18 protein-coding genes are annotated in these 23,606 nt (G+C 57.3%); 5 read left to right on the plus strand and 13 right to left on the minus strand.

Going from position 1 to position 23,606, the window contains the following annotated elements:
• Window positions 1–56 precede the first annotated feature (56 nt).
• Complete coding sequence (locus ACK3CV_RS12085; RefSeq protein WP_164038362.1) at window positions 57–1,544, plus strand: MDR family MFS transporter; 1,488 nt, start codon at window positions 57–59, stop codon at window positions 1,542–1,544.
• 56 nt (window positions 1,545–1,600) lie between these two features.
• On the opposite strand, the gene ACK3CV_RS12090 is transcribed toward ACK3CV_RS12085, so the two are convergent.
• Both ACK3CV_RS12090 and ACK3CV_RS12095 read right to left on the minus strand, forming a co-directional pair.
• Window positions 1,601–1,900 (minus strand): DUF1161 domain-containing protein, encoded by a 300-nt coding sequence (locus tag ACK3CV_RS12090; protein WP_489009859.1) that lies wholly within the window; start codon window positions 1,898–1,900, stop codon window positions 1,601–1,603.
• An 89-nt stretch (window positions 1,901–1,989) separates the two neighbouring features.
• Window positions 1,990–2,358, minus strand: a complete 369-nt coding sequence (locus ACK3CV_RS12095) for a DUF1283 family protein (RefSeq protein ID WP_004938560.1) — start codon at window positions 2,356–2,358, stop codon at window positions 1,990–1,992.
• A 148-nt stretch (window positions 2,359–2,506) separates the two neighbouring features.
• On the opposite strand from ACK3CV_RS12095, the gene ACK3CV_RS12100 reads away from it, so the two are divergent.
• Window positions 2,507–2,833, plus strand: coding sequence for a YnfA family protein (locus ACK3CV_RS12100; protein ID WP_004938563.1), 327 nt, complete (start codon window positions 2,507–2,509; stop codon window positions 2,831–2,833).
• Window positions 2,834–2,869: 36 nt separating this feature from the next.
• Here ACK3CV_RS12100 and ydfG read toward each other — a convergent pair whose 3' ends face one another.
• The 5 genes from ydfG to fecI form a co-directional block, all read right to left on the minus strand.
• Window positions 2,870–3,619 (minus strand): bifunctional NADP-dependent 3-hydroxy acid dehydrogenase/3-hydroxypropionate dehydrogenase YdfG, encoded by a 750-nt coding sequence (gene ydfG / locus ACK3CV_RS12105; protein WP_025302722.1) that lies wholly within the window; start codon window positions 3,617–3,619, stop codon window positions 2,870–2,872.
• A gap of 125 nt (window positions 3,620–3,744) precedes the next feature.
• Window positions 3,745–4,266 carry a GNAT family N-acetyltransferase gene (locus tag ACK3CV_RS12110; protein WP_033638468.1) on the minus strand — a complete coding sequence of 174 codons (522 nt, stop codon included), beginning with the start codon at window positions 4,264–4,266 and terminating at the stop codon, window positions 3,745–3,747.
• A gap of 199 nt (window positions 4,267–4,465) precedes the next feature.
• Window positions 4,466–6,817 carry a TonB-dependent Fe(3+) dicitrate receptor FecA gene (gene fecA, locus ACK3CV_RS12115; RefSeq protein ID WP_164038364.1) on the minus strand — a complete coding sequence of 784 codons (2,352 nt, stop codon included), beginning with the start codon at window positions 6,815–6,817 and terminating at the stop codon, window positions 4,466–4,468.
• A gap of 114 nt (window positions 6,818–6,931) precedes the next feature.
• On the minus strand, window positions 6,932–7,888 hold the full coding sequence (fecR, locus tag ACK3CV_RS12120; RefSeq protein WP_164038368.1) for a ferric citrate uptake sigma factor regulator FecR: 957 nt from the start codon (window positions 7,886–7,888) through the stop codon (window positions 6,932–6,934).
• Window positions 7,885–8,409 (minus strand): ferric citrate uptake sigma factor FecI, encoded by a 525-nt coding sequence (fecI, locus tag ACK3CV_RS12125; protein ID WP_164141114.1) that lies wholly within the window; start codon window positions 8,407–8,409, stop codon window positions 7,885–7,887. The genes fecR and fecI overlap by 4 nt, the downstream gene beginning before the upstream one ends.
• A gap of 425 nt (window positions 8,410–8,834) precedes the next feature.
• On the opposite strand from fecI, the gene guaD reads away from it, so the two are divergent.
• The 3 genes from guaD to ACK3CV_RS12140 all read left to right on the plus strand — a co-directional run bounded on the left by guaD (window position 8,835) and on the right by ACK3CV_RS12140 (window position 13,975).
• Complete coding sequence (gene guaD / locus ACK3CV_RS12130) at window positions 8,835–10,157, plus strand: guanine deaminase (protein WP_164038371.1); 1,323 nt, start codon at window positions 8,835–8,837, stop codon at window positions 10,155–10,157.
• 439 nt (window positions 10,158–10,596) lie between these two features.
• The gene (locus ACK3CV_RS12135; protein WP_033648236.1) at window positions 10,597–11,883 is read left to right on the plus strand and encodes an HlyD family secretion protein; all 1,287 of its coding nucleotides are present in this window, start codon (window positions 10,597–10,599) and stop codon (window positions 11,881–11,883) included.
• On the plus strand, window positions 11,876–13,975 hold the full coding sequence (locus tag ACK3CV_RS12140) for a peptidase domain-containing ABC transporter (protein WP_033638474.1): 2,100 nt from the start codon (window positions 11,876–11,878) through the stop codon (window positions 13,973–13,975). Before ACK3CV_RS12135 ends, ACK3CV_RS12140 begins: the two co-directional genes overlap by 8 nt.
• 184 nt (window positions 13,976–14,159) lie before the next feature.
• On the opposite strand, the gene ACK3CV_RS12145 is transcribed toward ACK3CV_RS12140, so the two are convergent.
• From ACK3CV_RS12145 to ACK3CV_RS12170, 6 genes are all read right to left on the minus strand, one after another.
• Window positions 14,160–14,447 carry a hypothetical protein gene (locus ACK3CV_RS12145; RefSeq protein ID WP_025302730.1) on the minus strand — a complete coding sequence of 96 codons (288 nt, stop codon included), beginning with the start codon at window positions 14,445–14,447 and terminating at the stop codon, window positions 14,160–14,162.
• A gap of 42 nt (window positions 14,448–14,489) precedes the next feature.
• On the minus strand, window positions 14,490–14,657 hold the full coding sequence (locus ACK3CV_RS12150) for a hypothetical protein (protein ID WP_154067229.1): 168 nt from the start codon (window positions 14,655–14,657) through the stop codon (window positions 14,490–14,492).
• Between the two features lie 24 nt (window positions 14,658–14,681).
• Window positions 14,682–14,942, minus strand: a complete 261-nt coding sequence (locus ACK3CV_RS12155; protein ID WP_049196799.1) for a hypothetical protein — start codon at window positions 14,940–14,942, stop codon at window positions 14,682–14,684.
• 244 nt (window positions 14,943–15,186) lie between these two features.
• A complete protein-coding gene (locus tag ACK3CV_RS12160) occupies window positions 15,187–19,332 on the minus strand; it encodes a non-ribosomal peptide synthetase (RefSeq protein WP_164038374.1) in 4,146 nt (1,381 codons plus the stop codon).
• Window positions 19,332–23,138: an AMP-binding protein gene (locus ACK3CV_RS12165; RefSeq protein WP_164141112.1), complete on the minus strand. Its 3,807-nt coding sequence runs from the start codon at window positions 23,136–23,138 to the stop codon at window positions 19,332–19,334. Before ACK3CV_RS12165 ends, ACK3CV_RS12160 begins: the two co-directional genes overlap by 1 nt.
• A gap of 27 nt (window positions 23,139–23,165) precedes the next feature.
• Complete coding sequence (locus tag ACK3CV_RS12170) at window positions 23,166–23,606, minus strand: toxin-activating lysine-acyltransferase (RefSeq protein ID WP_033634445.1); 441 nt, start codon at window positions 23,604–23,606, stop codon at window positions 23,166–23,168.

Below are 23,606 nucleotides of genomic sequence, written 5' to 3' on the forward strand. Positions count from 1 at the left end.
GACGCTTGCTGATATACTCAGGGAAAATAAAAACGCCAGGAAGCCAGCATAACGCCATGACAAATAACGTTTCACCCGCACCCATCGCCCACCGCCCGCTGATCCTGATCGCCTGCATGCTGGCGATGTTCATGTCGGCGATCGAAGCCACCATCGTCGCCACCGCCATGCCGACCATCATCGGCGATCTCGGCGGCTTTTCGCTGCTGGGCTGGGTGTTCGCGGTCTATTTGCTGGCGCAGGCGATCACCATTCCCATCTACGGCCGGCTGGCGGATCTCTACGGCCGCAAGCGGGTGTTCTTCTTCGGCGCCACGCTGTTCCTGGTGGGATCGGTGCTGTGCGGCTTCGCCCCCGACATGTATTGGCTGATCGGCTTCCGTCTGCTGCAGGGGCTGGGCGCCGGCGCCATCATGCCGATCGCCTCCACCATCATCGGCGACATCTACAGCGCCACCGAGCGGCCGAAGGTGATGGGCTACCTGTCGAGCGTGTGGGGCGTGTCGGCGATCATCGGCCCGCTGCTGGGGGCGTTTATCGTGCAGCACCTGCCGTGGGCGCTGGTGTTCTGGGTCAACCTGCCGATCGGCCTGCTGGCGATGCTTTTCCTCTGGCGCTATCTGCCGGCGCATCAGCAGCTGCGGCGGCACGCGCTGGATCTGGCGGGCACCGCCTGGCTGACGCTGTTTGTTTCGGCGCTGCTGCTGGCGCTGTTGCAGATGGAAAGCCTAGGATGGTGGGTGGTGCCGTTGCTCGCGCTGGCGGCGGCGTCGCTGGCGCTGCTTGTCCGCCAGGAGCGGCGCGCGGTCGAACCGCTGTTCCCGCTGGCGCTGTGGCAAAGCCGGGTGATCGTCGCCGGCAACATCGGCGGGCTGGTGATCGGCGCGGCGATGATGGGCATCAGCGCCTTCCTGCCTACCTTCATTCAGGGCGTAATGGGCGGCTCGCCGCTGGAGGCGGGCACCACGCTGGCGCTGATGTCGATCGGTTGGCCGTTGGCCAGCACGCTGAGCGGCCGTTTGATGCTGATGACCTCGTACCGCGCGACGGCGCTGCTGGGGGCGCTGCTGTTGGTGGCGGGCGGCCTGATCCTGCTGATGCTGCAGCCGACCGGCGGCCTGCTGTGGGGCCGGGTGGCGGCGTTTATGGTCGGCGCCGGCATGGGGTTGTGCAACACCACGTTTTTAGTGTCGGTGCAGAATGCGGCGCATTACAGCATTCGCGGCATCGCCACCGCCTGTACGGTGTTTACCCGCATGGTGGGGTCGGCCATCGGCACTGCGATTTTGGGCGCCACGCTGAACCTCAACCTGCAGTGGCGTTTGCCGGAGGTTGACGATCCGGTGCAGCGGCTGATGGAGCCGGCGGTGCGGCAGAGCATGGGAAGCGAAGCGCTGGCGCAGCTGATCCAGCAGGTGGCGGCTTCGCTGCATTGGGTGTTCCTGGCTTCGGCGTTGGTGTCGTTGCTGGCGCTGGCGGCGGCGATGCTGATCCCGGCGCGTTGTCGGCCGCAGGGCGAAGGGAAAGAGGCGGAGCAGGCGTAAGGGAAAAGTAAAGGGCGCGGCTGTGAATGAACTGCGCCCTGGATAGCCGATGCGGCTTACTGCGTGTTGGAGGTATCCTGGCTGCTGCCGGTCTGCGCCGCGTCACCGCGATCGTCGCCATTGTTCAGGCGGGTATAGACGATCTTCTGGGTGTCGTTTTCGCAGTGGCCGACCACTTGGCCGCCTGCTTGATCGGCCTGATCGTTAGGCACGATCTCCAGTTTGAAGCCGGACTCCGGAACGCCGTTATTGATGATTTTCTGCGAAATGTCCGCTTTCACGCTTTCGCAGGAGGCTAGGGCCGCCAACGGCTCGCCGGCCAGCAAGACAGCGGTTAATATCAGCGTTTTCTTCATCACGTCATCCTTTTAGACAATGGACTTCCTGTAACAGGATAGCAGTAATGGCGGCCGGGTTTCACGCTTGCCCGCCCGCCGCAGGCGGATTAAGGATTAATCCGACGCCCGGTCTGACGATCCAGACATTTACGGGTGTCCGGCTCCCAGTACGCGTTGACGTTGTTGCTGTCGTTGCAGCGATCTTCGTCATCCGCCGCGCGATCGGCCTTGTCGAACTCTTTCTCGACGCGAGTGTTAACCTTGTGGCGCAGGGATTTGGTATCATTCCACTGCTCTTTGCTCTGGCGTGCTTCTTCGGTGCTCATCGCGCCGCTGCCTTTGCCATCGACGGTGACGCAGGTGCTGCCCTGCGTGCAGGTGGCGGCCAGCGCCGGCGCCTGCCAGGCGCCCATAACGGCCAGCATGGCGACCGGCAGCATCCCGCGCAGCAGTCGTTGGGTCGAAAATGTTTTCATCGTTTCATCCTTATGAGTGAGTGCGCCTGATGATGGCGACACTGGCGTTACTTCGCCCGCAGGCGTGGTGACAAATATACCACCGCGCTTCTGAAATTCACCAGCCAAGCGCCGATTCGTTTACTTTATCGAGAGAAAACTGCGACCGATGTTAAAAACCACGCTGTTGTTTTTCGCCACCGCCCTGGCTGAAATTATCGGCTGTTTCTTGCCTTATCTCTGGCTCAAAAAGCAGGGCAGCGCCTGGCTATTGTTGCCGGCGGCATTGAGCCTGATGCTGTTTGTCTGGCTGTTGACGCTGCATCCGGCGGCCAGCGGGCGGGTCTATGCGGCCTACGGCGGCGTGTATGTGGCGACGGCGCTGCTGTGGCTGCGGGTGGTGGACGGGGTGAAGCTGTCTGCGCTGGACTGGGTGGGCGCGGGGGTGGCGCTGGCGGGCATGTTGATCATCGTTTCCGGCTGGCGCGCAGCCTGAGCAAACACGGCGGGAGTCGCCTCCCGCCGCCGGAGATCAGGCGCCGCGGTGGATGTTCAGCCCGGCGAAGGACTGGCTGACCGGCATCATTTCCAGCGTGTTGATGTTGACGCGCGCCGGCAACGTCGCGACCCAGAACACCGATTCGGCGATGTCTTCCGGCGTCAGCGCATCGGCGCCTTCGTAGGTTTTGTTGACCTTGCCGTCATCGCCCTTGAAGCGCACGTTGGAGAATTCGGTGCCGCCCACCAGGCCCGGCTCGATATCGGTCACGCGGATGCGCGTGCCGTGCAGATCGGCGCGCAGCCCCAGGCTGAACTGTTTGACGAACGCCTTAGTGGCGCCGTACACATTGCCGCCGGCGTAAGGCCAGTTGGCGGCGGTGGAGCCGATGTTGATCACATGGCCGACGTTGCGCTCGACCATGGCCGGCAGCAGCGCACGCGTCATGTTCACCAGCCCTTTGGCGTTGGTGTCGATCATGGTTTCCCAGTCATCGGCGTTGGCCTTGTGCGCCGGCTCCAGCCCCAGCGCCAGGCCGGCGTTGTTCACCAGCACGTCGATCTGGCGCAGCTCGGCCGGCAGTGCTTCAATCGCCTGTTGAATGGCGGCGCGGTTGCGTACGTCGAGCCGCACGATGTGCAGCGCTTGCCCTAATTCGTCCTGCAGCTCTTCGAGACGCTCAAGGCGGCGCCCGGCGGCGATCACCTGGTGGCCTTCACGGATAAAACGGCGTGCGATTGCCTCGCCGAAACCGGAGGTGGCGCCGGTAACAAAAATAATCATGTTGCTGTTCCTCAACTGTTTTTACCCTACATGCCTCTATCATTAGCACAAACCCGCTGGCAGTGGCAGCGGTTATCGCGGCGCAGAGAAAAAAAGGCCGCACCGGGCCGCCGGCCCGGTGCGGATCAATGCTGAGGTGGCAGGTGGTAGACCACGGCGTCATACTTGATGTTTTCACGCTTGCCGGCCAGCACGCCGCCCAGCGACTCGGCGAGGCGGCGGCTGGCGGTATTTTGCTCGGCTACCGGGTAGATAAGGTGCTGAGGCTGAAAGCGCTCGCTGACCCAGCGCGCGATGCCCTGCACGATTTCGCGGCCGTAGCCCTGGCCGTGCAGGCTCTCTTTCACCCAGATGCCCAGCTCCGGGGTGCGGCTGCGCAGGTTGTGCGCGCCGCCGACGCCGACAAACTGCCGGTCTTCGCGCCGACGGGCGACGAAGATCACTTCTTCGCCTTCGCGCATCAGCGGTAGCCAGCCTTGCCAGACGTTGGCGAAATCTTCCGGCGACGCCTCCGGTTCAAAGGCCATAAAGCGCGTCAGAGTGGGGGTGATCGCCTGGTAAACATCGTCGGCGTCTGCTGCGGTAAAGGGGGCAATCAACAAACGGTCGGTGTCCACGCGGCACTGAGAAAGGTCATTATGATTCATCTTATTTTCCCTCGCTTTTCAGGCCAGAACGGCAAAAATCCACGCCCATAAATTAGGGCGGATCGTCGATATTACGCGCATTGGCGGCAGAAGCGACTTATTTTTCGTCGGTTGGGCAAGATGGAAAGATCGGATTTAGTGACAATGTCACGCTATAAGTGAGACGGCGAGCGCGATGAGGTGCGCCCGCCGCCGGGGATCAGAACTTCACCGAGCCTTGCAGATAGATGGTGCGCGGCTGGCCGATGTACAGACCTTTGTTATTGTCGTCATAGGCGCGGGTGAAATACTCGTGGTTGAACAGGTTTTTCACGCCGACGCCCAGATTCAGACCGGCCATTTCCGGGCCGAAATCATAGGCGGCGCGCACGCCCCACAGCATATAGCCGGGAATGCGGCCGGTGCTGCCGTCGGCGCTTTCCGCCACGGTGTTGGCGTTATCGGCGAACTGGCTGGATTGGAACTCGCCGTTGAGGTTAAACGCCCAGTTGCCCGGCGTGTAGTCCAGCCCCAGCGTGCCTTTATGCTTCGGTGAGAACGGCACCTGGTTGCCCTTGTAGCCGCCGTCTTCGCGGATAGTGGCGTTGACGTAGGCGTAGCTGGCGTAGGCGGTCAGATCGTCCAGTTTCGGCGTCAGCTGCGACAGATCGTAACGCAGGCTGCCCTCCAGCCCGGCGTGGCGAGTTTTGCCGCGCGCGGTCACGCTGTCGGTCACCTGGTTGGAGTCGTACTGGTTGTTGAAGTTGATCAGGAACAGCCCGATTTCGCCGGTCAGCGCATCGCCGGCGTAGCGGGTGCCCAGCTCCCAGGTGCGCGCCTTCTCCGGTTCAATCTTGCCGCTGTCAACCGCTTTGCCCATCTGGCTGTACTGCACGGTGCCGAAGGAGCCTTCGGTGTTGGCGTACAGGTTCCAGTATTCGTTAAGGTGATACATCACGTTCAACGCCGGCAGCGGCGCGTTATAGCTGACGTCGAGGCGGTTGTTCTTGATGTAGTTGTTCTGATACGACTTGATGTACTCGTAGCGCATGCCTGGCGTGATGGTCCAGTCGCCGATGTCGATGCGATCGTCGATATAGAAGGCGTGCGCCTCGGTGCCGGACTGGGTATCGCGATCGTACGGGCTGGCGCTGGACGGCAGCCGGCCGGTGCTGGCCTTGCTGGTGTAGCGCAGCTCGTGGGTGGATTCGCTGACGTAGCGGTAGCCGACGCCGACCTCATGCGCCGAATCTCCCCAGCGGAAGCTCTGGCTGTAGCGCGGTTCCACGCCGCGCACCCAGTATTCACGCGGTGACAACGTCAGATTTTTGCCCTGATCCAGATAGCCGCTGCGCAGGGTGTAGGTGTAAAAGCTCTGCACGTCGAACTTGTGCTGTTGATCCGGCTGATACTGATAGCCGAAGTTCGCCAGCTGGCGGCGGCCCCAGAACTTGTCGTACGGGCGCGTCGACTGGAACGGGTTGGCGTTGTAGTCCGCCCGGCTCAGGCCGCCCGGCATGTCCGCCTCGCCTTCGTAGTATTGCAGCAGGCTGTTGAAGGTGTGCACCTCGTTCGGGGCGTAACGGCTTTTCAGCATCACGTCGTCAATCTTGGTCGCGCTGTGCTCGCGCCAGTCGCTGCCGCGCGTGCCGGAGTAGAGCAGCGCCGCGCCGAAGCCGTTGTCGGCAGTGCCGCCGATCATCAGGTTGCCGGTGCCTTTCGGGTGATCCTGGCGCGAGGTCGGGCTGAGCTGCCCCTGCATGCCGGCCTCCATGCCGAAGGTTTTCGGGATGGCGCGGGTGACGAAGTTGACGACGCCGCCGACGCTCTGCGGCCCGTAGCGCACCGCGCCGCCGCCGCGCACCACGTCGATCGCGTCCATATTGCCGAGCGAGACCGGCGCCAGCGACAGCTGCGGCTGGCCGTAAGGAGCGAAGGGCACCGGGATGCCGTCCATCAGCACGGTGGAGCGGCTGGCGAGGCGCGGGTTGAGGCCGCGAATGCCGAAGTTCAGCGCCATGTCATGGCTGCCGGTGCCGTTGTTCTCCGGCGCCACCACGCCCGGCACGCGGTTCAACGCTTCGCGCACGGTGGTGGTGCCGGTTTTGGCGAATTCTTCGCGGCGCACCACGTCGCGCGCGCCGGGATGTTCGAACACGTCTACCTGACGGCCTTCCGCCAGCCAGTCACCGACCACGGTGATGTCTTCTTCCTTCTGCGGCTGCGGCAGTTTGGCCAGCGTGTAACCGTTGTTGCCGAGCGCTTTAGCCTGCAGGCCGCTGCCCGCCAGGAGGGCGTTCAGGCCGTCATCGACGCCGTAGCTGCCGCTCAGGCCCGGCGAACGTTTACCGGCGGTCAGCGCGCCGTCCACCGAGAGCGCGATGCCGGCGCGCGCGGCGAACGCGTTCAGCGCGCCGTCCAGCTCACCGGCCGGAATATGATAGGCTGCGGCGGCGCTGGCGGCGTTCGCCGTCAGCGGTGCGGCGAAGGCCAGGCCAATGGCCACGGCCAGCGGCGTGGCGCGTTTTCCCCAAAGCGAAGCCGGCGCTCCCTTTCCCCAAGCGTTGTTCATACCTTCTCCTGAATCATTTTTTATTTATTGCTGCAGTGTTTTCCTGGGAGTCGGATGAGCGAAGCAAAAGGGACAATCAAGAATGCGATTTTTTATCATTTTCATTTAAAAAATTCAGGCGGGAACGATTTGCAGCCAATAGCGGGTAAAGCTTTGCAGGCGCACCGGCAGCGTCTGGCTGAGCAGGGTGAGGGCGCGATCGGTATCGTTGAGCGGGAAACTGCCGCTGACGCGCAGGCCGGCAACGGCCGGATCGCAGCTCAGGTGGCCGCGTCGGTAGCGCGCCAGTTCGGCGATCACCTGGTCCAGCCGCCATTGGCTGACGCTCAGCACGCCGCGCAGCCAGCCGTCCTCCGCCGCAGCCGGTTGCTTGTCGCTGAAGGCCGAGGCACTGAAGCCGATCTGTTCCCCGGCGTCCACCCGGCGCGTTTGCTGCGGATCCTGCGCCAGCTGCGCTTCGACCGCATGCTCCAGCACCGTCAGGCGCGTCTCGCCGCCGATCTCGCGCACCAAAAAGCGGGTGCCGAGCGCGCGCATCGCCCCCTGCGGGCTTTGCACCCACAGCGGCCGGGGGTCGCGCCCGGTAATCAGGCTGATTTCTCCGGCGTGCAAACGGATCAACCGTTGACGATCGTCGTAATGCACGTCCACCGCACTGGCGGTGTTGAGCACCAGTTGGGTGCCGTCGCTTAACACAATGGGTTTGATTTCGCCGGTGGCGGTGCGGTAGTCGGCGCGCAGCTCCCGGCCGAACGGCGATTGGTAAAGGAAACCGCCGCCGCCTACGCCAAGCAACAGCAGCAGGCTCTTCAGCAGGGTGCGGCGATCGATTGCCGACTGGCGGCCGGCGCGATCGAGCGCGCGGTAGCTGAACTTGCCCGGCACGCCCTGCAGCTGGCTCTGCAGCGCTTCGACGCGCTGCCAGGCCCAGCGGTGATCGGCGTGCTGCTGGTGCCAGGCTTGCCACTGTAGGCGCTGGCGGTCGGTGACGTGCTCATCGCACAACAGGGCATACCAGTGTGCGGCCATCTTCAGCGCCTGGCGCTGCTCGGGGGTAATGGCGTTGCTCATGAGAAAACGTCGTTTTCCAGGCTGAACAGCAGGCAATGCTCGGTGGCCTTGGCCATGTATTTTTTAACCGAACTGACCGACACGCCGAGGCGCACGGCGATGTCCGCATAGCCCAGGCCTTCGAGCTGCGACAGCAGAAAGGCCTGTTTCGCTTTCGGCCCCAGGCCGTCGAGCATGGCGTCGATCTTCTGCAGGCTTTCCAACAGGCTCTGGCGCTGTTCCGGCGACGGGGCGTAGCCTTCCGGGATCAGCGTCAGCATCTCCAGATAGGCGCGCTCCAGCGTTCTGCGGCGGAACAGATCGACCATCACCCGCTTGGCGACGGTGACCAGAAAGTCTTTCGGCTCGCGCAGGGTCGCCGCGGCGTCGCTTTTCAGCAGGCGCATAAAGGTGTCCTGCGCCACATCGTCCGCGTCGAAAGCGCAGCCCAGCCGCCGGCGCAACCATCCCTGCAACCAGGCGTGATGGGTGGCGTAAAGGCGCGACAGCGCGGCGTGCGGGGCGGAAGCGGTGGCGGACATGGTTTTCGCATTGCTGGTCAAAAAGATGCGCGGATGATAATTGAGAATGGTTATCGTTTCAAGTTTGTCGGGTGGGTTCCTGAATGGTTCCGGCCTCTTTTTATCGCCTTGAAATAGGCTGACGGGCGCGAAAATATCCCTTTGCCCATTAAAGGTGCAGCAACGGTGTTATTTCGGTAAGCAAACGGTTGCTATTAGTCTGCCGTCGAAGATCGCCGCGTGTTTTATTCTTTTTCTTCGGTTGGTTTTCTTTGTTTAATTAGTATCACTTTGTTTTAACGTGAAAATATATTTTATGTCGGTCTGTTGGCACACGGCTTGCTATGCTTAACCCGGTCTTTAAGTTTGGGCAACAGAAGGCATTGTTTCATCGGCGCAGGTTATTATGCGGGTGAGATTGGCCGGTCGTCACAAGGAAGAAAATAATGGCACTGCAATTCACCACGGCTATTCGTGGCAATTTTTTTGATATCGCGGCCTGCGTGGAGGAACCGCAACAGCTTGACGAACGCCTGCGGCACATTCCCGACGGTTTGTTGCTGCTGAACGGGGGCGTCATCGTCTGGTTCGGCAGCTGGCAGCAGGGCGAGGCGCTGCTGCCGCCGGGTTTCGCGGTCACGGAGTATCGCGACAAACCGATCGTACCGGGCTTTATCGACACCCATATCCACTATCCGCAAACCGAAATGATTGCCGCCTATGGCGACCAACTGCTGGACTGGTTAAATAATTACACCTTCCCGACCGAAAGCCGCTATGGCTGCGAGCGGCACGCCGACGCGATGTCGGCCTTCTTTCTGCGGGAGTTGCTGAGCAACGGCACCACCACCGCGCTGGTGTTCGGCAGCGTGCACCCGCAGTCGGTCGATGCGCTGTTCAGCCAGGCGCAAACGCTGAACATGCGCCTGATCGCCGGTAAGGTGATGATGGATCGCCATGCGCCGCAGGCGCTGCTGGAAACGCCGGAGCAGAGTTACCGCGACACGCGCGAGTTGATTGAACGCTGGCACGGCAAAGGCCGCCTCGGTTACGCCATTACGCCGCGCTTTGCGCCAACCAGCACCCCGGCGCTGCTGGCGCAGGTGCAGCGGCTGCGCGAAGAATTCCCCGACGTGTGGCTGCAGACGCACCTGAGCGAGAATCCGCAGGAAGTGGCCTGGGTAAAATCGCTGTTCCCGCAAAGCCAAAGCTATCTGGACGTTTACCATCGCTACGGCATGACCGGCGGCAAAAGCGTGTTCGCACACTGCCTGCACCTGGAGGAGCAGGAGTGGGACTGCCTGTGCGAGACCCGTTCGGCGATCGCCTTTTGCCCCACCTCCAACCTGTTCCTCGGCAGCGGGCTGTTCGACCTGCAGCAGGCCTGGCGCAAGCGGGTTAAGCTCGGCATCGGCACCGACGTGGGGGCAGGCACCTCCTTCAATATGCTGCGCACGCTGGGCGAGGCGTACAAGGTCGGCCAGCTGCAGCATTACCGGCTCTCCGCCATAGAAGCGTTCTATCACGCCACCCTGGGCGGCGCCCGCGCGCTGTCGCTGGACGACAAAATCGGCAACTTCGACGTCGGCAAAGAGGCGGATTTCGTGGTGCTCGATCCGGCGGTGACGCCGCTGCAGCAGTTACGCTACGCCAACAGCGCCACGCCGGCGGAACAAGGCTTCGTGCTGATGACGCTGGGGGACGATCGCAATATTTATCGCACCTATGTGGACGGCAAGGTGGTTTATCAGGCGGCGGTGTCAGACTGATTTCATTCGCGGTGTTGGCGCAAAGGCATATTGGAATACGCCGACACCGCGTGGCGACAATTTTAACATAAGGAAGTGAAAGCCTTGATAGCGTTATTGCTGCACACGTTGTGGATGAAAAACAGACAATGGAAGTGCGGCGCATGATTATTTATTGGACATGCCGAGATGTAGTCTGAATACGATTATTTGGTTAGGAGACTCTTTATTGGTTTTTTATGAATACACATGGTGATATACAGCCATGTTGCTGGATAAGTGCGTAAAAAGCATTGCATTTCTTCGGGGGGCTCTATATCATAATGAGAATAATTATCTTTACGATATCGCTGCTTAAAAAGCAACAGGCTTGTTTTAATCACTGTTGCTGTTTTTTCGGTGTACTTCTGCATTTTACGAGCCAGGATTGGCTTGAGCTTTATTTCTGGAAAGGGATTTCATGCGTGATTTGTTTCGACAGGAAGCCACGGATCATCAGCGGGCGAAATGGGCGGGTAAGGCCTTATTGATAAACGGCTTGCCCGCCTGGTGCTTTGGTCTTTTATCGTTTTTATTTATTCTTGTTTTCCTCTCTTTTCTTATATTCAGTCATTATACGCGCCGCATTAATGTTTATGGTGAAATCACCACCTTCCCCCGCTCAGTCAATGTGTTTGCACCCCAGCAGGGTTTTATCTCGGAACGCTTCGTCGAAGTGGGCGACGTGGTTAAAAAAGGCCAGCGTCTTTATCAGATTGATGTCAGCCGGGTGACGGATAACGGGAAAGTGAGCGCCAATACGCGCCTGGCGCTGGAAAACCAGTTAAAACACGTTGACAGCATCATCCTTAAGTTGCAAGACAACAAGCGCATGACGCTGGAAAATCTACGCGCGCAAAAAAAACAGTATGAATTGGCGCACATGCAGTCCAAACAGCTGTTGGATAACGCACGAGAAGGGGTGGCATTTGCTCAGGACAACATGCGTTCCTATAAGGAATATCAGCAGCGCGGTCTGATTACCAAAGATCAGCTTAGCGGACAAACCTATTCTTTTTATCAACAACAAAGTCTGTTCCAAAACCTGCATAGCCAACACATTCAGGAATCGTTGCAAATTACGAATTTGGAAAGCGACATCGTTACGCGCGCGGCAGATTTCGATAATCAAATTTCACAGTACCAGTTTCAGCGTAATGATTTGCAACGGCAGTTAGCGGAAGCCGATGCCAGCGGCGCATTGATCGTGAACGCCCCGAGCGATGGCCGCATTGAATCTCTCAGCGTTACCCCGGGTCAGATGGTCAATAGCGGTGACAGTCTGGTACAGATTATTCCACGTAATGGCGCGATTTATCAGCTAGTTTTATGGTTGCCGAACGCCAGTGTGCCTTATGTTTCAGCGGGGGACGCCATCAACATTCGTTATGATGCTTTCCCCTATGAGAAGTTTGGCCAGTTTCCCGGCAGGATAGAAAGCATCGCTTATGTGCCGGCCTCCATGCAAGAAATGTCAACTTACAGCAGTTCTCCCGTGCATCAGCCCAACGCGCAAACGGCATCTTATTACAAGGTCACCGTTTCCCTGGATGAAACGCATATCAGTTACCAGGGCAAGGCGTTGCAGCTCACTAACGGCATGCGGGCTCAATCCACGCTGTTTCTGGAAAAAAGGCCTTTATATCAATGGATGTTCTCGCCTTTCTACGATATGAAAAACAGCCTGATGGGGCCAATCAATGACTGAATCTTATTTCGACACGCTAAAGGGCAAACTCAACTTGTCGCTGCGCCGCAAAGTGCCGCAGATCCTGCAAACTGAAGCCTCGGAATGTGGGCTGGCCAGTCTGGCGATGGTATGCCATTACCATGGCTTGCAAATCGATCTGTTTAATCTGCGCAGCCGCTACGGCTTTTCTTCACGCGGGGCGACGCTGTCCGCGCTGATTGACATCGCGAGCGCACTGAAACTGCAATCCAGAGCGTTATCGCTGAATATCGATGAACTTAAGGCATTGAAAATGCCTTGTATTCTGCATTGGGACATGAAGCATTTCGTGGTGCTTGTCAGTGTCAGCCGAGGGCGGGCGGTGATCCATGATCCTGCCTTTGGCCGTAAAGTGCTGGGGTTGCATGAACTGTCGCGGCATTTTACCGGCGTAGCGCTTGAGCTGTGGCCAGACAGTGAATTTCAGCCGATCAAACAGCAAAGCAGATTGCGTTTTCGCAAGCTGATGAGCAATGTGCGCGGCCTCAAGGGGGCCTTGCTAAAGATCTTCTGTCTGTCGATCGTGATTGAAACGGTTAATCTGCTGTTGCCCGTCGGTACGCAGTTGGTCATGGACCATGTGATTCTGGCCGGCGATCATGATCTTTTAGCGCTGATATGCATAGGATTGCTGTTTTTTATTTTATTCCGTACCGGCGTATCCATGTTGCGCTCGTGGATCTCTATCGTCATGGGCGCGTTGATAGACGTGCAGTGGAAGGCGGGAGTGTTCGATCATCTGATGAAATTGCCGCTTTCCTTCTTTGAGAAGCGCAAGTTGGGTGATATTCAATCCCGTTTCGGCTCATTGGATACGATAAGAGCGACTTTCACTACCAGCATCGTCAGCAGTATTATTGATGGCATCATGTCCGTAGGCGTATTTATCATGATGCTGCTCTATGGCGGCTGGTTGGTTTGGGTGGTGCTCGGCTTTACGGCGATATACGTTATTCTCAGGTTGTCGACCTATCAATATTATCGGCAGCTGTCGGAAGAGCAGTTGGTGAAAGGGGCACGAGCCGGGTCTCATTTCATGGAAACGTTGTATAGCGTCAGTACGTTAAAGGCGCTGGGGTTATCTGAAACCCGTTCGCAGTATTGGCTGAATCTAAACGTAGAAACGATCAATGCCGGTATCAAGCTGACCAAATTAAACATGATGTTTGGCGGCCTGGGGGCGTTTATCGCCACCTGCGATCAGGTGATCATCCTTTGGCTAGGCGCGGCATTGGTCATAGACAATCAAATGACGATCGGCATGTTTATCGCGTTTAACGCCTACCGCGGGCAGTTTTCGGAGCGTGCCAGCAGCCTGATCGACATGATGCTTCAGCTGCGAATGCTGAGTTTGCATAATGAAAGGGTGGCGGACATTGTGCTTTCGTCACCGGAATCGCAAATGCCCGCGCGTCAGCTCTTCACAAAAGGCAAAGCCGCGGAGCTTCAGGTGCGGAATCTGCGCTACCAGTATGATCGCTTGGCGAAACCCATTATCGCGGATTTGAATCTCAGCATTGCAGCGGGAGAAAGCGTGGCGATTGTCGGTCCCTCCGGCGCGGGTAAAACCACGTTGATGAAGTTAATGTGTGGGTTGCTGTCGCCGGATGAAGGGGCCGTGCTGGTCGACGGTATGGATATCAGCAACATTGGCGTTAATAATTATCGCCAATGTATCGCTTGCGTGTTGCAGGATGACAAGCTGCTGGCGGGATCTATCGCTGAAAATATTTCAGGATTTGATGCCGAAATGGATCTGAAGCGTATTGAGGCGTGCGCACGACGTTGCAATATGCATGATGATATTCAAAACATGCCGATGGGCTATGAAACATTGATCGGCGAACTGGGGGGGAGCCTTTCTGGCGGGCAGAAACAGCGCTTATTGATAGCCCGTGCGCTCTATCGTCGCCCCAGCATTCTGTTTATGGACGAAGCGACTAGCCACCTGGATCTAGATAATGAAACACATATTAACCGCGCTATTTCACAACTGAACATTACCCGCGTGATTATTGCGCACCGTCCGTCGACGATTGCCTCTGCGGATAGAGTCATTCGACTCGGGTAATGTCAGTTTCGCTTTACCTGGCCTCTTCACCCCGATATTTTCGCTACGTCAACCTCGCACTCATCCTGCGGTGAACCCGTGAAAAAAGGGTTATCACAATGATAACCCTGGCATGATGTGACGCTTTAGGCGCTGAAGCCAATGTTAACCGCTGAGGTCAACCGCGAGGCTTGCAGGGCCCCGATCAGTTCGAATCGGTATTGTTGTTGTTCCCCCACATGGTACCGCCGCCGTTGCTCCCGCCCCAGGGAATGCCTGATGGGCCAACTGAGCCGGGGGCACGATCGCCGGTGACATAGTTACCGACAGCACCGCCGACAATAGTGCCGACAACGCCGCCCGCCACGCCACCGATAGAGCCGATGCCGCCGCCGATCGCTGCGCCGACAGTTTCTGCGGAAACCGTCAATGTACCGCTGCGATCTCCTGCACCGGAAATGATTGAACATTCTTCAGAGGTAAGATTGCGCATACTTGCTCCTTAATAATTAAATTTTAAAATAAGCCACGTTGATCATGCTGAGCGTCGCCCGCGATCGCTATTGAGCAATTTATGCGTGGCGATAACGGCAAAGGCGATAAGGGCGTATTTCAAGAAACGATTGAGGCTGAAATAATCCGCAATCGCGCCAACAACAAGCCCGATTAAAATGGCGAACAATATAATGAATAATCTTTTCATATGATGGATACGAATCTTCCTGCATTAGTTACTGTCGGCAGGATTGTTCGTCGATGTTTGTTTATTGCCACCCAACATGGATTCCACCATTTTGCCAGCGGTATAGGCGGCACCACCGATAACGGCACCGGCAACAGCGCCTGGGCCAGCACCGACGCCGCCAGCCATGGCGCCGGTCATCGCTCCACCAACCGCGCCGGCAGCGACTGCACCGCCCAACTCTGCATAGCTGAAATCCCCAGCTGCCGCGATAAAGTTCACTTCATTAAGTGTAAGCTCTCTCATAATGACTTCCTTATATTATTGGTTTTTGGTTTTTGCAGTTTTCCGATACCAGAAAAATGCCACTAGCAAGGTTGAAAAGATAAAGGATTGAATGATTGTGCTGGTAAACCTCCGGTCTTCGGGAAAAAATAAAGAATAAAAAATATCCATAAATGTGTAGTAAAAGCAGAACAAAAAAATCCAACTGCTTGGTAATTTCATCAGTGCCTCGATAGGTTTGATTGATAGGGGGTATCTTCTCGCGTTATTCCAATGATGTTGACAACGCGTGCAGCAATTGCGTCAGCGCTCGAAGAAGTTGAGCGTTGTTTAAAATGCTGTAATGCGTTTCTGCACAATAACTGAGTTGAACGCTATGCGAGGATTGCATCTCCCAGCGTTGTGCAAGATGGGGGTGTTTACGCTGACGTTGCTGGCTGAGCCAAAGCGTTAGCGGTATCGCTATCTGCGGCAGGGGGCCGGCGTTATTCGTTAGTTCGAACGATTTTTTCAGCGCCCAACAGAAGGTTTCGGCATGTTCCAGCGTGATCTTCTTCGCAAGCACGCTCTGATTCAGCGCATAGTGCATTTTTATCTCGTTGGCGAAGCTGTCTATCGCATTCGTTTCTTGACGCCGACACAAATGGCGCGCAATACCGAGGGAGTCGAACAGACTGAGGTAACTTTGGGCCACGCTGAAACGTCGCTTCACTGCGGGCTGCTGGGCGGGCAAACCGCTGTCGACAACCACCGCATGCGCAAAGGGCGCGCCTTGTTCCGTGGCCAGCGCCGCCATATGGACAGCTAATTGGCCACCCAATGACCAGCCGGCGATAACGGCCGTGTCGCGTTTGGCACGCGGTATGGCCGCCAAGTGGGAGGCGGCCAATCGCTGCAGGGTGAGTGTGTCGTCTGCGCCTGGCGCGGCCAACCCCGGGCTGGCGATGGTAATGATGTTGGCGCAGGCGCAAAGCTGTTTTGTCCACTTTGCATATTGATGTACCTGGCCGCCGGCGCCATGCACCAAATACAAGGTGGGCAGAGAGGGGCGATCGGCTGAGCCGGACAGCATCGATAACGGCAGGGGCGCATTCGCGCGCAGACGCTCGGCAAGTTTATCGAGCTGTGAGTAGCCAAGGATTTCCGCCAGGGTTAATTCCACATTAAGGGCGCGCTTGATGTTGCCCAAAAACGTGATGCCGGAAAGCGAGCTGCCGCCATTGCTGAAGAAGCTGGCATGGGGGTCGATCTTGTCTGGGGTACAGCCTAACGTATTCGCCAACAGCTCTCGTAGCAGCATGAGTTCCGCGGACGCCGCGGGTGCAACATCGCTGGCCTGACTCCGTTCGGTGCCTGGCGATAGCAAGGTGCGATCCAATTTGCCGTTGCGTGAAAGCGGGAAACGTTCAATGAGATGATAGCGGGATGGCGCCATATACGTGGGCAATGCGGCCGTAACCAGCTCGCGTATTCTTTGCTCTGCTTGAATGCAGGTTTTCCCCGCCTCGGTCAATGTGATGTAAGCCTCCAGATGCGGTGTGCCGTTCCCGGTTTCATCGCGACAGACGACACACGCTTCAGCGACCAGCTCGCTGCTTTTGAGCGCGAATTCGACGTCACCCAATTCGACGCGAAAACCCTGCAGTTTCACCTGTTGGTCTTCGCGGCCGAGAAACTCGATGTAACCGCTGCGATGCCAACGGCCGCGATCGCCGGTGCGGTACACGCGTTCTCCGGTGGTTGGGAAAAGCACAAAGCTGCCGGCGGTGGTTTGGCTATCGCGCCAATACTCGCGGGCAACCCCAACGCCACCGATATAAATGTCGCCGGTAACGCCGAAACCGCACGGCTCGAGTTTTTCATCCAACACCCACATGCTCTGATTTGGCAATGCGGTTCCATAGGGGATGGCGTTTCTGTAGTGCGTATCTCGTGTAACCGGATGATAAATTGACCATATTGCCCCTTCGGTTGCACCGCCAAGGCTGGTGATGGTGGCGTTGGGGCAAAGCCGATGTGCCTCGGCGATCAGCCGCGAAGAGATGCGATCGCCGCTCAGCCAAATATGCCGCAGTTGAGGCAGCGACAGGATGTTTTCTTGTGCGCAATATTGCACCAGCATTTGCAAGATGGCGGGAACCGAGTTCCAGATGCTGATTTGCCGCTGGCGTATCGCATTTAGCCATGCTGACGGCTCTTTCGCTTCATGCGGCGATAGCACCGTTACCGATGCGCCGGCTAGCCAGCTGCCGAACAGGTCATAGACCGATAAATCGAAGGCCAGATCGGCGAGCGCCAATACGTTGTCACGATGAGAAACGTTAAACTGTCGGTTCATGGTCAGCAAGGTATTGGTGACGGCACCCTGTTCCATAGCCACACCTTTTGGCGTGCCGGTCGTCCCCGACGTATAAATGACATAGGCGAGCGCTTCCGCTTCGCCTGGCGGGAAGGTCGCTGTGTCTGTGACATGAGGGGAAAACAGCGCCTCCGGATCTTGAATGCGGGTAGTCTGCGGATAGCGGGCGCGATGGTGAGCCTGGTTGCTCAAAACCCAGGCGCAACCTGATATCCGCATAATGGCGGCTGCGCGGGCATCCGGCAATCCTTCGGCCAACGGCAAGTAGGCGCGTCCGGCGAGGATCACGCCGAGCGCCGCAATAGCTTGATGAGCGCCGCGTGGAAGATCGATGGCGATGAGCGCGCCTGGGGCGGTATGGGCGATCAGCCAATGCGCCACGAGGCCGGCGTGCCGCAACAGCCGATCGTAATGCCATACGCTATCGCCCTCGTACAACGCCGGGCGATCCGCATGCTGGTGGGCAGTGCGTAACAGCCGATCGGAAAGAGGTTGCCGCAAGAATGCCGGCATCGCCTGTCCGATGGAGAGCTGATGCAATTGCCGGTTATCGGCCATTGACGCCAGCGAATAGTGGCCGACGGCCCGCGAGGGATCGCAGGCAATTTGCTGCAGCAGCAATGCGTAAGCTTGCGCCAATCCGTCAATGCGCTCCGGCGTAAACAGCTTGGCGTTGTATTGCCATTCCAACTGAATGCCCTCCGCGCTGGAAATCACCTCCAGAACCAGATCAAACTTGGGCGGCGCATAGCGTCTCGGCAGGGTGTTAACCTGCGCACCGCCAACATTCAGCTCATTGCTTTTGCGATGTTGGCAGACGAACATGATTTGAAAAATGGGGTGAAACTTGCCGCGCGTGGGCTTGAGTTGTTCAACCAGGTAAGAGAATGGCAAACCCTGATGTTTGAAAGCGCGCGCAAATTTATTCGCGTTCTTTTGCAGCAGCGCGGTGAAACTGTCGTCGCCAGTGATGATAAATTGGTGAGCGATCGTGTTGACGAAGCTGCCCACGGCATCGTTTAACGTCGGCTCGTTCCTGTTGGCGATCGGGCTACCGATGACCACGCGATCCGTCGCAGATTCTCTGGCAATCAGTAACGCGAAGGCGGAGTGCAACAGCGTAAACAGCGTCGTACCGTTATGTTTGGCTAACTGGGCCAGAGCCGACTGCAGTTCGTTCGTCAGCGATGTTCTGACGATATTCTGTGTTTTGCCTGCCGCGGTGATGGCGATATCGTATTCAAGCGCGTGTTTTTCCGGCGCACCATCCAGTTCATCGCGCCAAAACGCCATGCTGTCATCGACATTGGCGACGGCGAGGAAAGGGTCTTCAAGGTAGCGGAAAAACGCCTGGCCGTTGTCATAATGGCAATGCTCTTCGTGCGCGTGATAGCCACGGCTCAGTTCATCCACCAGCAAATTGGCCGTCCAGCCGTCGACCACGCAATGGTGAAAGGTCAAGAACAGATAGTGGTGCTGCGCGCTCTTTCTCAAGATCCGGCAGCGCAGGGGATACTCGGCACCGAGATCAAACGGAATCGTGCACTGGGCGTTAAGCGCCGCCAGCATACTTTTTTGCTGCTCCTCACTATTCTGCCCGCTGATGTCCTCGAGACTGTGTTCGAAAATGGTTTCATCAGGATGCACGATGTCAACGGTGATGGCTTCCCCGTCTAGCCGATAGCGGCCGCAAAGCGCACCGTGCCGCTTGAGTAGTTTTTTCAGCGCGGCGAGCAAACGCGTGGGTTCAAAGGGCCCCAGGATCTCTTTGGCGATCGGAATGTTATACAGCGGGCTGTTCTTGGTGAAGTTTTCATACAGCCACAGGTATTGCCCCGCGTAGTGATTGACGGTGTAACAAGGCTTCTCCCCGGTGTCTCGCACTGCATTATCTGGCGTACAGACAGATAAAAATGCGGTGATGTCTTCCTGCACCGCACTGAGGGCGGCGGCGTCGACATGCTCGATGGTTTGGCGTCGAGGTGACAGCTCGCCGAATGTTGCTCCCTGTTTCGCCATTTCCATCAGATTGATCAGGCCGATGACGCTCATCAGTGCACTCCTTCTATGTTGACGTCGATAGCTTTCCCTGTTCGACCGCTTTTATTCGGGCGTTTGTCGCTGTGGGCGGAAATCAAATTCAGCCAATGCGACAAGCTACACAACTGCACTCCCGGGTTTCTCCGCTGTGCCATTGTGAAGGCGGCGCGATGATCGATATTCTCGCCATCATCGAAGCCGAAGATCCTCAGTACGCAGCCGTTCAATCGCTCATTGGCCGTATCGAACCGGATGTGCGGGAAATAGCCAAGCCGCGCGGAAAAGGCTATCAACTCAGTAACGCCGGCGTCGACGGCTTGGCGGCGCGAATCGGTTTTATGCAGCAACAGCAGCCGCTCATGCCGAAAATCGCGCAGCAGGCTTTGCGTGAGTCTGGCGCCGCCGGCTGTATCATGCATGAAGATCATGTAGTTAACTCGGCCGGGCAGGACGAGCAGCAGGGCCGAAAGCGCATCAAGCCAGCTGGCATATTGCGTGGCTTCGTTCGGTACGTTGAATATGGCCGCGTTCAGCGGCCATTCAGCATGCAACGGCAGCGCCTGCGGTGACAGAATGTCCACACCGTGTTTGTCGGCGAGGGCAGCCAACAAAAGTCGTTCATCTGCGCCTTCGGGAGATTGAATAAACAGCCGGCTGCTGGCCGGCGCCTCGGTTGATAGGCGGCGGCCGATAGCGCAGCGGATGTCCAGATGCTGCGGATCCAGGCCATAGCGTGCATGGGCCAGCTGCGTTAGGTGTCGGCAGAAATCGGCGAGTCTCGGATGTTCAAAAATGTCGCTCAGGTTCAGATCCAACCGACAGTGGGCGTTAAGCGCGTTAATGATTTTTATGGCCTGCAGCGACTCGCCGCCGAGCGTGAAGAAGTCGCCATCGTCACTGCCCAGCGTCGCCAGCCAAACCTCATGCACCAGGGTGTTGAATGTCGTCGAACGCAATTCCCGTGTGGGTTCAGGCAGCCGGGATTGTCTTTCCAGGGTGCGATAATCAATCTTGCCGTTAGCCAGTTTGGCCAGCGGCGTTGGGTGATGCACGAAGCGCTGAGGAATATGTGCATTGGGCAGTTCGCCATACAGCGTGCGGCGCATTGCCTCGCTGAGCGGCTGCCGGCTGTGATAATGCGCGTACAGTTCCGTTCCCGCGTCGCCGCTTTTGGCCAGCACGGCAATTTCGACAATTGCGGGCAACCGGGCCAGACAGCTTTCTATCTCACCCATATTGACGCGCTGCCCGGCGATTTTCGCTTCACGAATTTTGCGGCCAAGGAACACCAGCTGCCCATCCTGGCGCTGGCAGGCGATATCGCCGGTACGAAAGGCGGGCATGGGATGGCCGTTAACCTCAAGGGTGACGAACTTTTCCGCGCTCAGCGTTGGCTGATGCAAATATCCCAGGCTGACGGTCGCTCCGGCTATCAGTAATTCGCCGCTGCAGCCGAGCGGCAACAGCCTGAGATCCTCGCCGACGATCGCCGTGTATATACCGTCCAACGGTGCGCCTATCGTCACGGCGGCGCCATCGTTTTTGATTTCGGCGACCGTCGCCACCACGGTTGTCTCGGTTGGGCCGTAGGAGTTGAATAACTTTCTGCCTTTGGGATAGTGCGCGAACCAGCTTTCTTTGGCTCGCGGTGAAAGGCTTTCGCCGCCGATGATAACGGTCGTGACGGCCGGCGGCAGCGTCTGTTCGCCGCCGGAGGCGAACAGCATCTCATTAAAGTAGGCGGTCGGCAGATCCAGCAGGCTGATTTGATGATCGGCGCAGAATGTGAAGAAAGCGGCAAAACTGTGCTTGACGGCCTCAGGGGCGATACACAGGTGGGCGCCGGCACCCAGCGTCATGAAAATTTCTTCAATGCACGCATCGAAATGCAAGGGCGCAAATTGCAACACGCGTTCATGCGGTTGAATGCCATAGCATTTTATCGCCGCATCGACAAAAACGTTGAGAGCATGTCGGGCGCCTATCACGCCTTTAGGCATTCCCGTCGAGCCGGAGGTAAACATGATATAGCCGGTTCCGGCCGGGAATGGCGGCGCCTCTGCCGCTGTTTGCCGGCGAAACACGGTGAAGTGCGCGAAATCCGCCGGCATATCGAGTGTCGATGCGCGCCAATGCGCCAATACGTCAGGTTCGGAATGAAAGGAGGGAAGTGTGCGATCGGTAATCAGGATAGCGTCGCTAAACTGTTCAAGCAGTTGACGATGAGCCGCTCCATCCCCTTTGGCATTCAGGTTGACGAACGGCATTTTCAACTGCAGCGCAGCAAGCATGCAGATGATGGCTTCCGGCCCTTGCGGCAAGTCGAGCAACAGCACGGTGTATGCAGCACGGGCGGGGGCCAGGGTATCGGCCAGCGCACGCCACTGTTGCTGCAAAACGGCATAAGACAGCGCTCTTAGCGACAGCGAAGCGTGTGCGGGCGTGAGGATCGCCGTGCGTTGCGGCGCTTGAACGACGGCACGATCGATACGTTGCATTATATCGACCACGTTCTCGTTGGCTGCTTTACCCTGCAGCGAGAGCGGGAAACGTTGTCGCAATGCCGCGACGGAAAGATTTTCCGGGTCGTGATACAGCAAGTCGCACAAGGTCTGTATCCCCTGGCTGTGCCGCACCAGGCTGGCCGCATCGTAAAGCCCTGAGTCGGCATCGATCTCCAGCCGAAGCGTTTGGTTATCGAGATCGGGACGCATGTTGAAGACCAGATCCTGCGCGCCTCCTGAGCGTAAATTACGGATTTCGCTGCGCTGCGCGGAAGAAAATGAGGCTGCCGCTTCAAAGGGAATGATATTGACCACGATGTTGAACAGCGGCGAGCGGCTGGTGACGCTCCTCAGACTTTTTATCTCTTCGTAACGGAACGCTTGATGTTTTTTGAGTTGCCTGAGCATGCGTTCAATGGTTTGCGCCAACTGTCGGCATGAGGCCGTGTCCTCAATATCGAGCGTCAAAGGAACAACGTTGGTTTTGCAAGTCAGCGCCTGCCTCGTCAGGGAGTCTGTTCGCGCCATCATTGGGACGCCGATCGTTTGCTGTTTCTCGCCGGTACACAAGTACAAATATGCCATCACTGCCACGAAAGTGCGCGCCAGCCAAGAAGGGTGCCCGGTTTGCAGCGCAAGGCGCTCGGCAGGATAGGGCAACGAAGTCACATGGCGGATCGTTTGTCCCGAGGGAATATTGGCGCAGGCTAATGTCATCGGGTCTGGCAGTGAGGCGCTGGCTGCTTGCCAAAAATGTCGGTCCGCTTGATAGGCGGCTGACTGTTTATACTCAGATTCAGCCCTGAGCAAGGCATCGATCGCAGGTACGTCTTGCGGTTGCTGCGTTTGGCCTCGGTAGGCCTGTGCCACTTGGTGGATCAGCAAATAAGTGCCGTAACCATCAAGCAGCAGATGGTGGCTGCAGAAATACCATAGAAAGCGTTGCTCACCCAGTCTAATGATTTTTTGTCTGAATAACGGCGCAGCGTTCAACGAGAACGGGCGCTTGGTATCCGCTTCCATTAATTCGATAGCGGTGGCCATATTGTTGGCGCGCTGCGAAAGATCTACCCATTCCACTGAGATGTTGGCGGTGACGGGATATTGATAAGGCGTACCGTTATCTTCATCAAACAGAACGTGCAGCGTCGGCGTTTGGCTGATGACGCGATGAATGGCACGTTTCATTCTTGCGATATCGAGAGTGTGATTTATTTCGACATATTCCGCGATATTATAGCTCGATTTGTCATCGCCGATCTTGGTGCCGTAGTAAAATCCCGCCTGTGAATCCAATAGTTGATGCTTGCTCATCGGCTCATCCCTGATGTTTATTTTTCTTTATTTTTTTACCGTCATCAGTTTGCCCGTTCGGCGGGAACGCCATACAACCGTGCGACGTTCTGCGATTGGGTGAACTGTTTTAAGGTGTTCCAAACATAAATGCGCGCTGCCTGGTTTGCAGCAAAAATCTAAAATACACAGCGTGCCGCCCTCATCCCATTCTGAGGTATGGAGAAGAAACTGCGGATCGTTAATAAATCGACCCAGCGTCTCATCTCTCAGGTAGGCCCAGGTTATATATCCTAACGGATTGTCCAAATGGTCGAATAATATTTTGAATTGGTTTTGATTAATCGCTTCCTGAGTCCATAGCTGCAACGTTTTTATATGGTACAAACTGTAATTTTTATTCATCAGCATACAGTTAACGGCGAAGCCCAGGCTCTCGTATTGACTGAACTTACTTTTACCCTGCTGGTTTTCTTTGATAAAACTCAC

It is taken from the genome of Serratia sp. TSO36, from assembly GCF_057808395.1.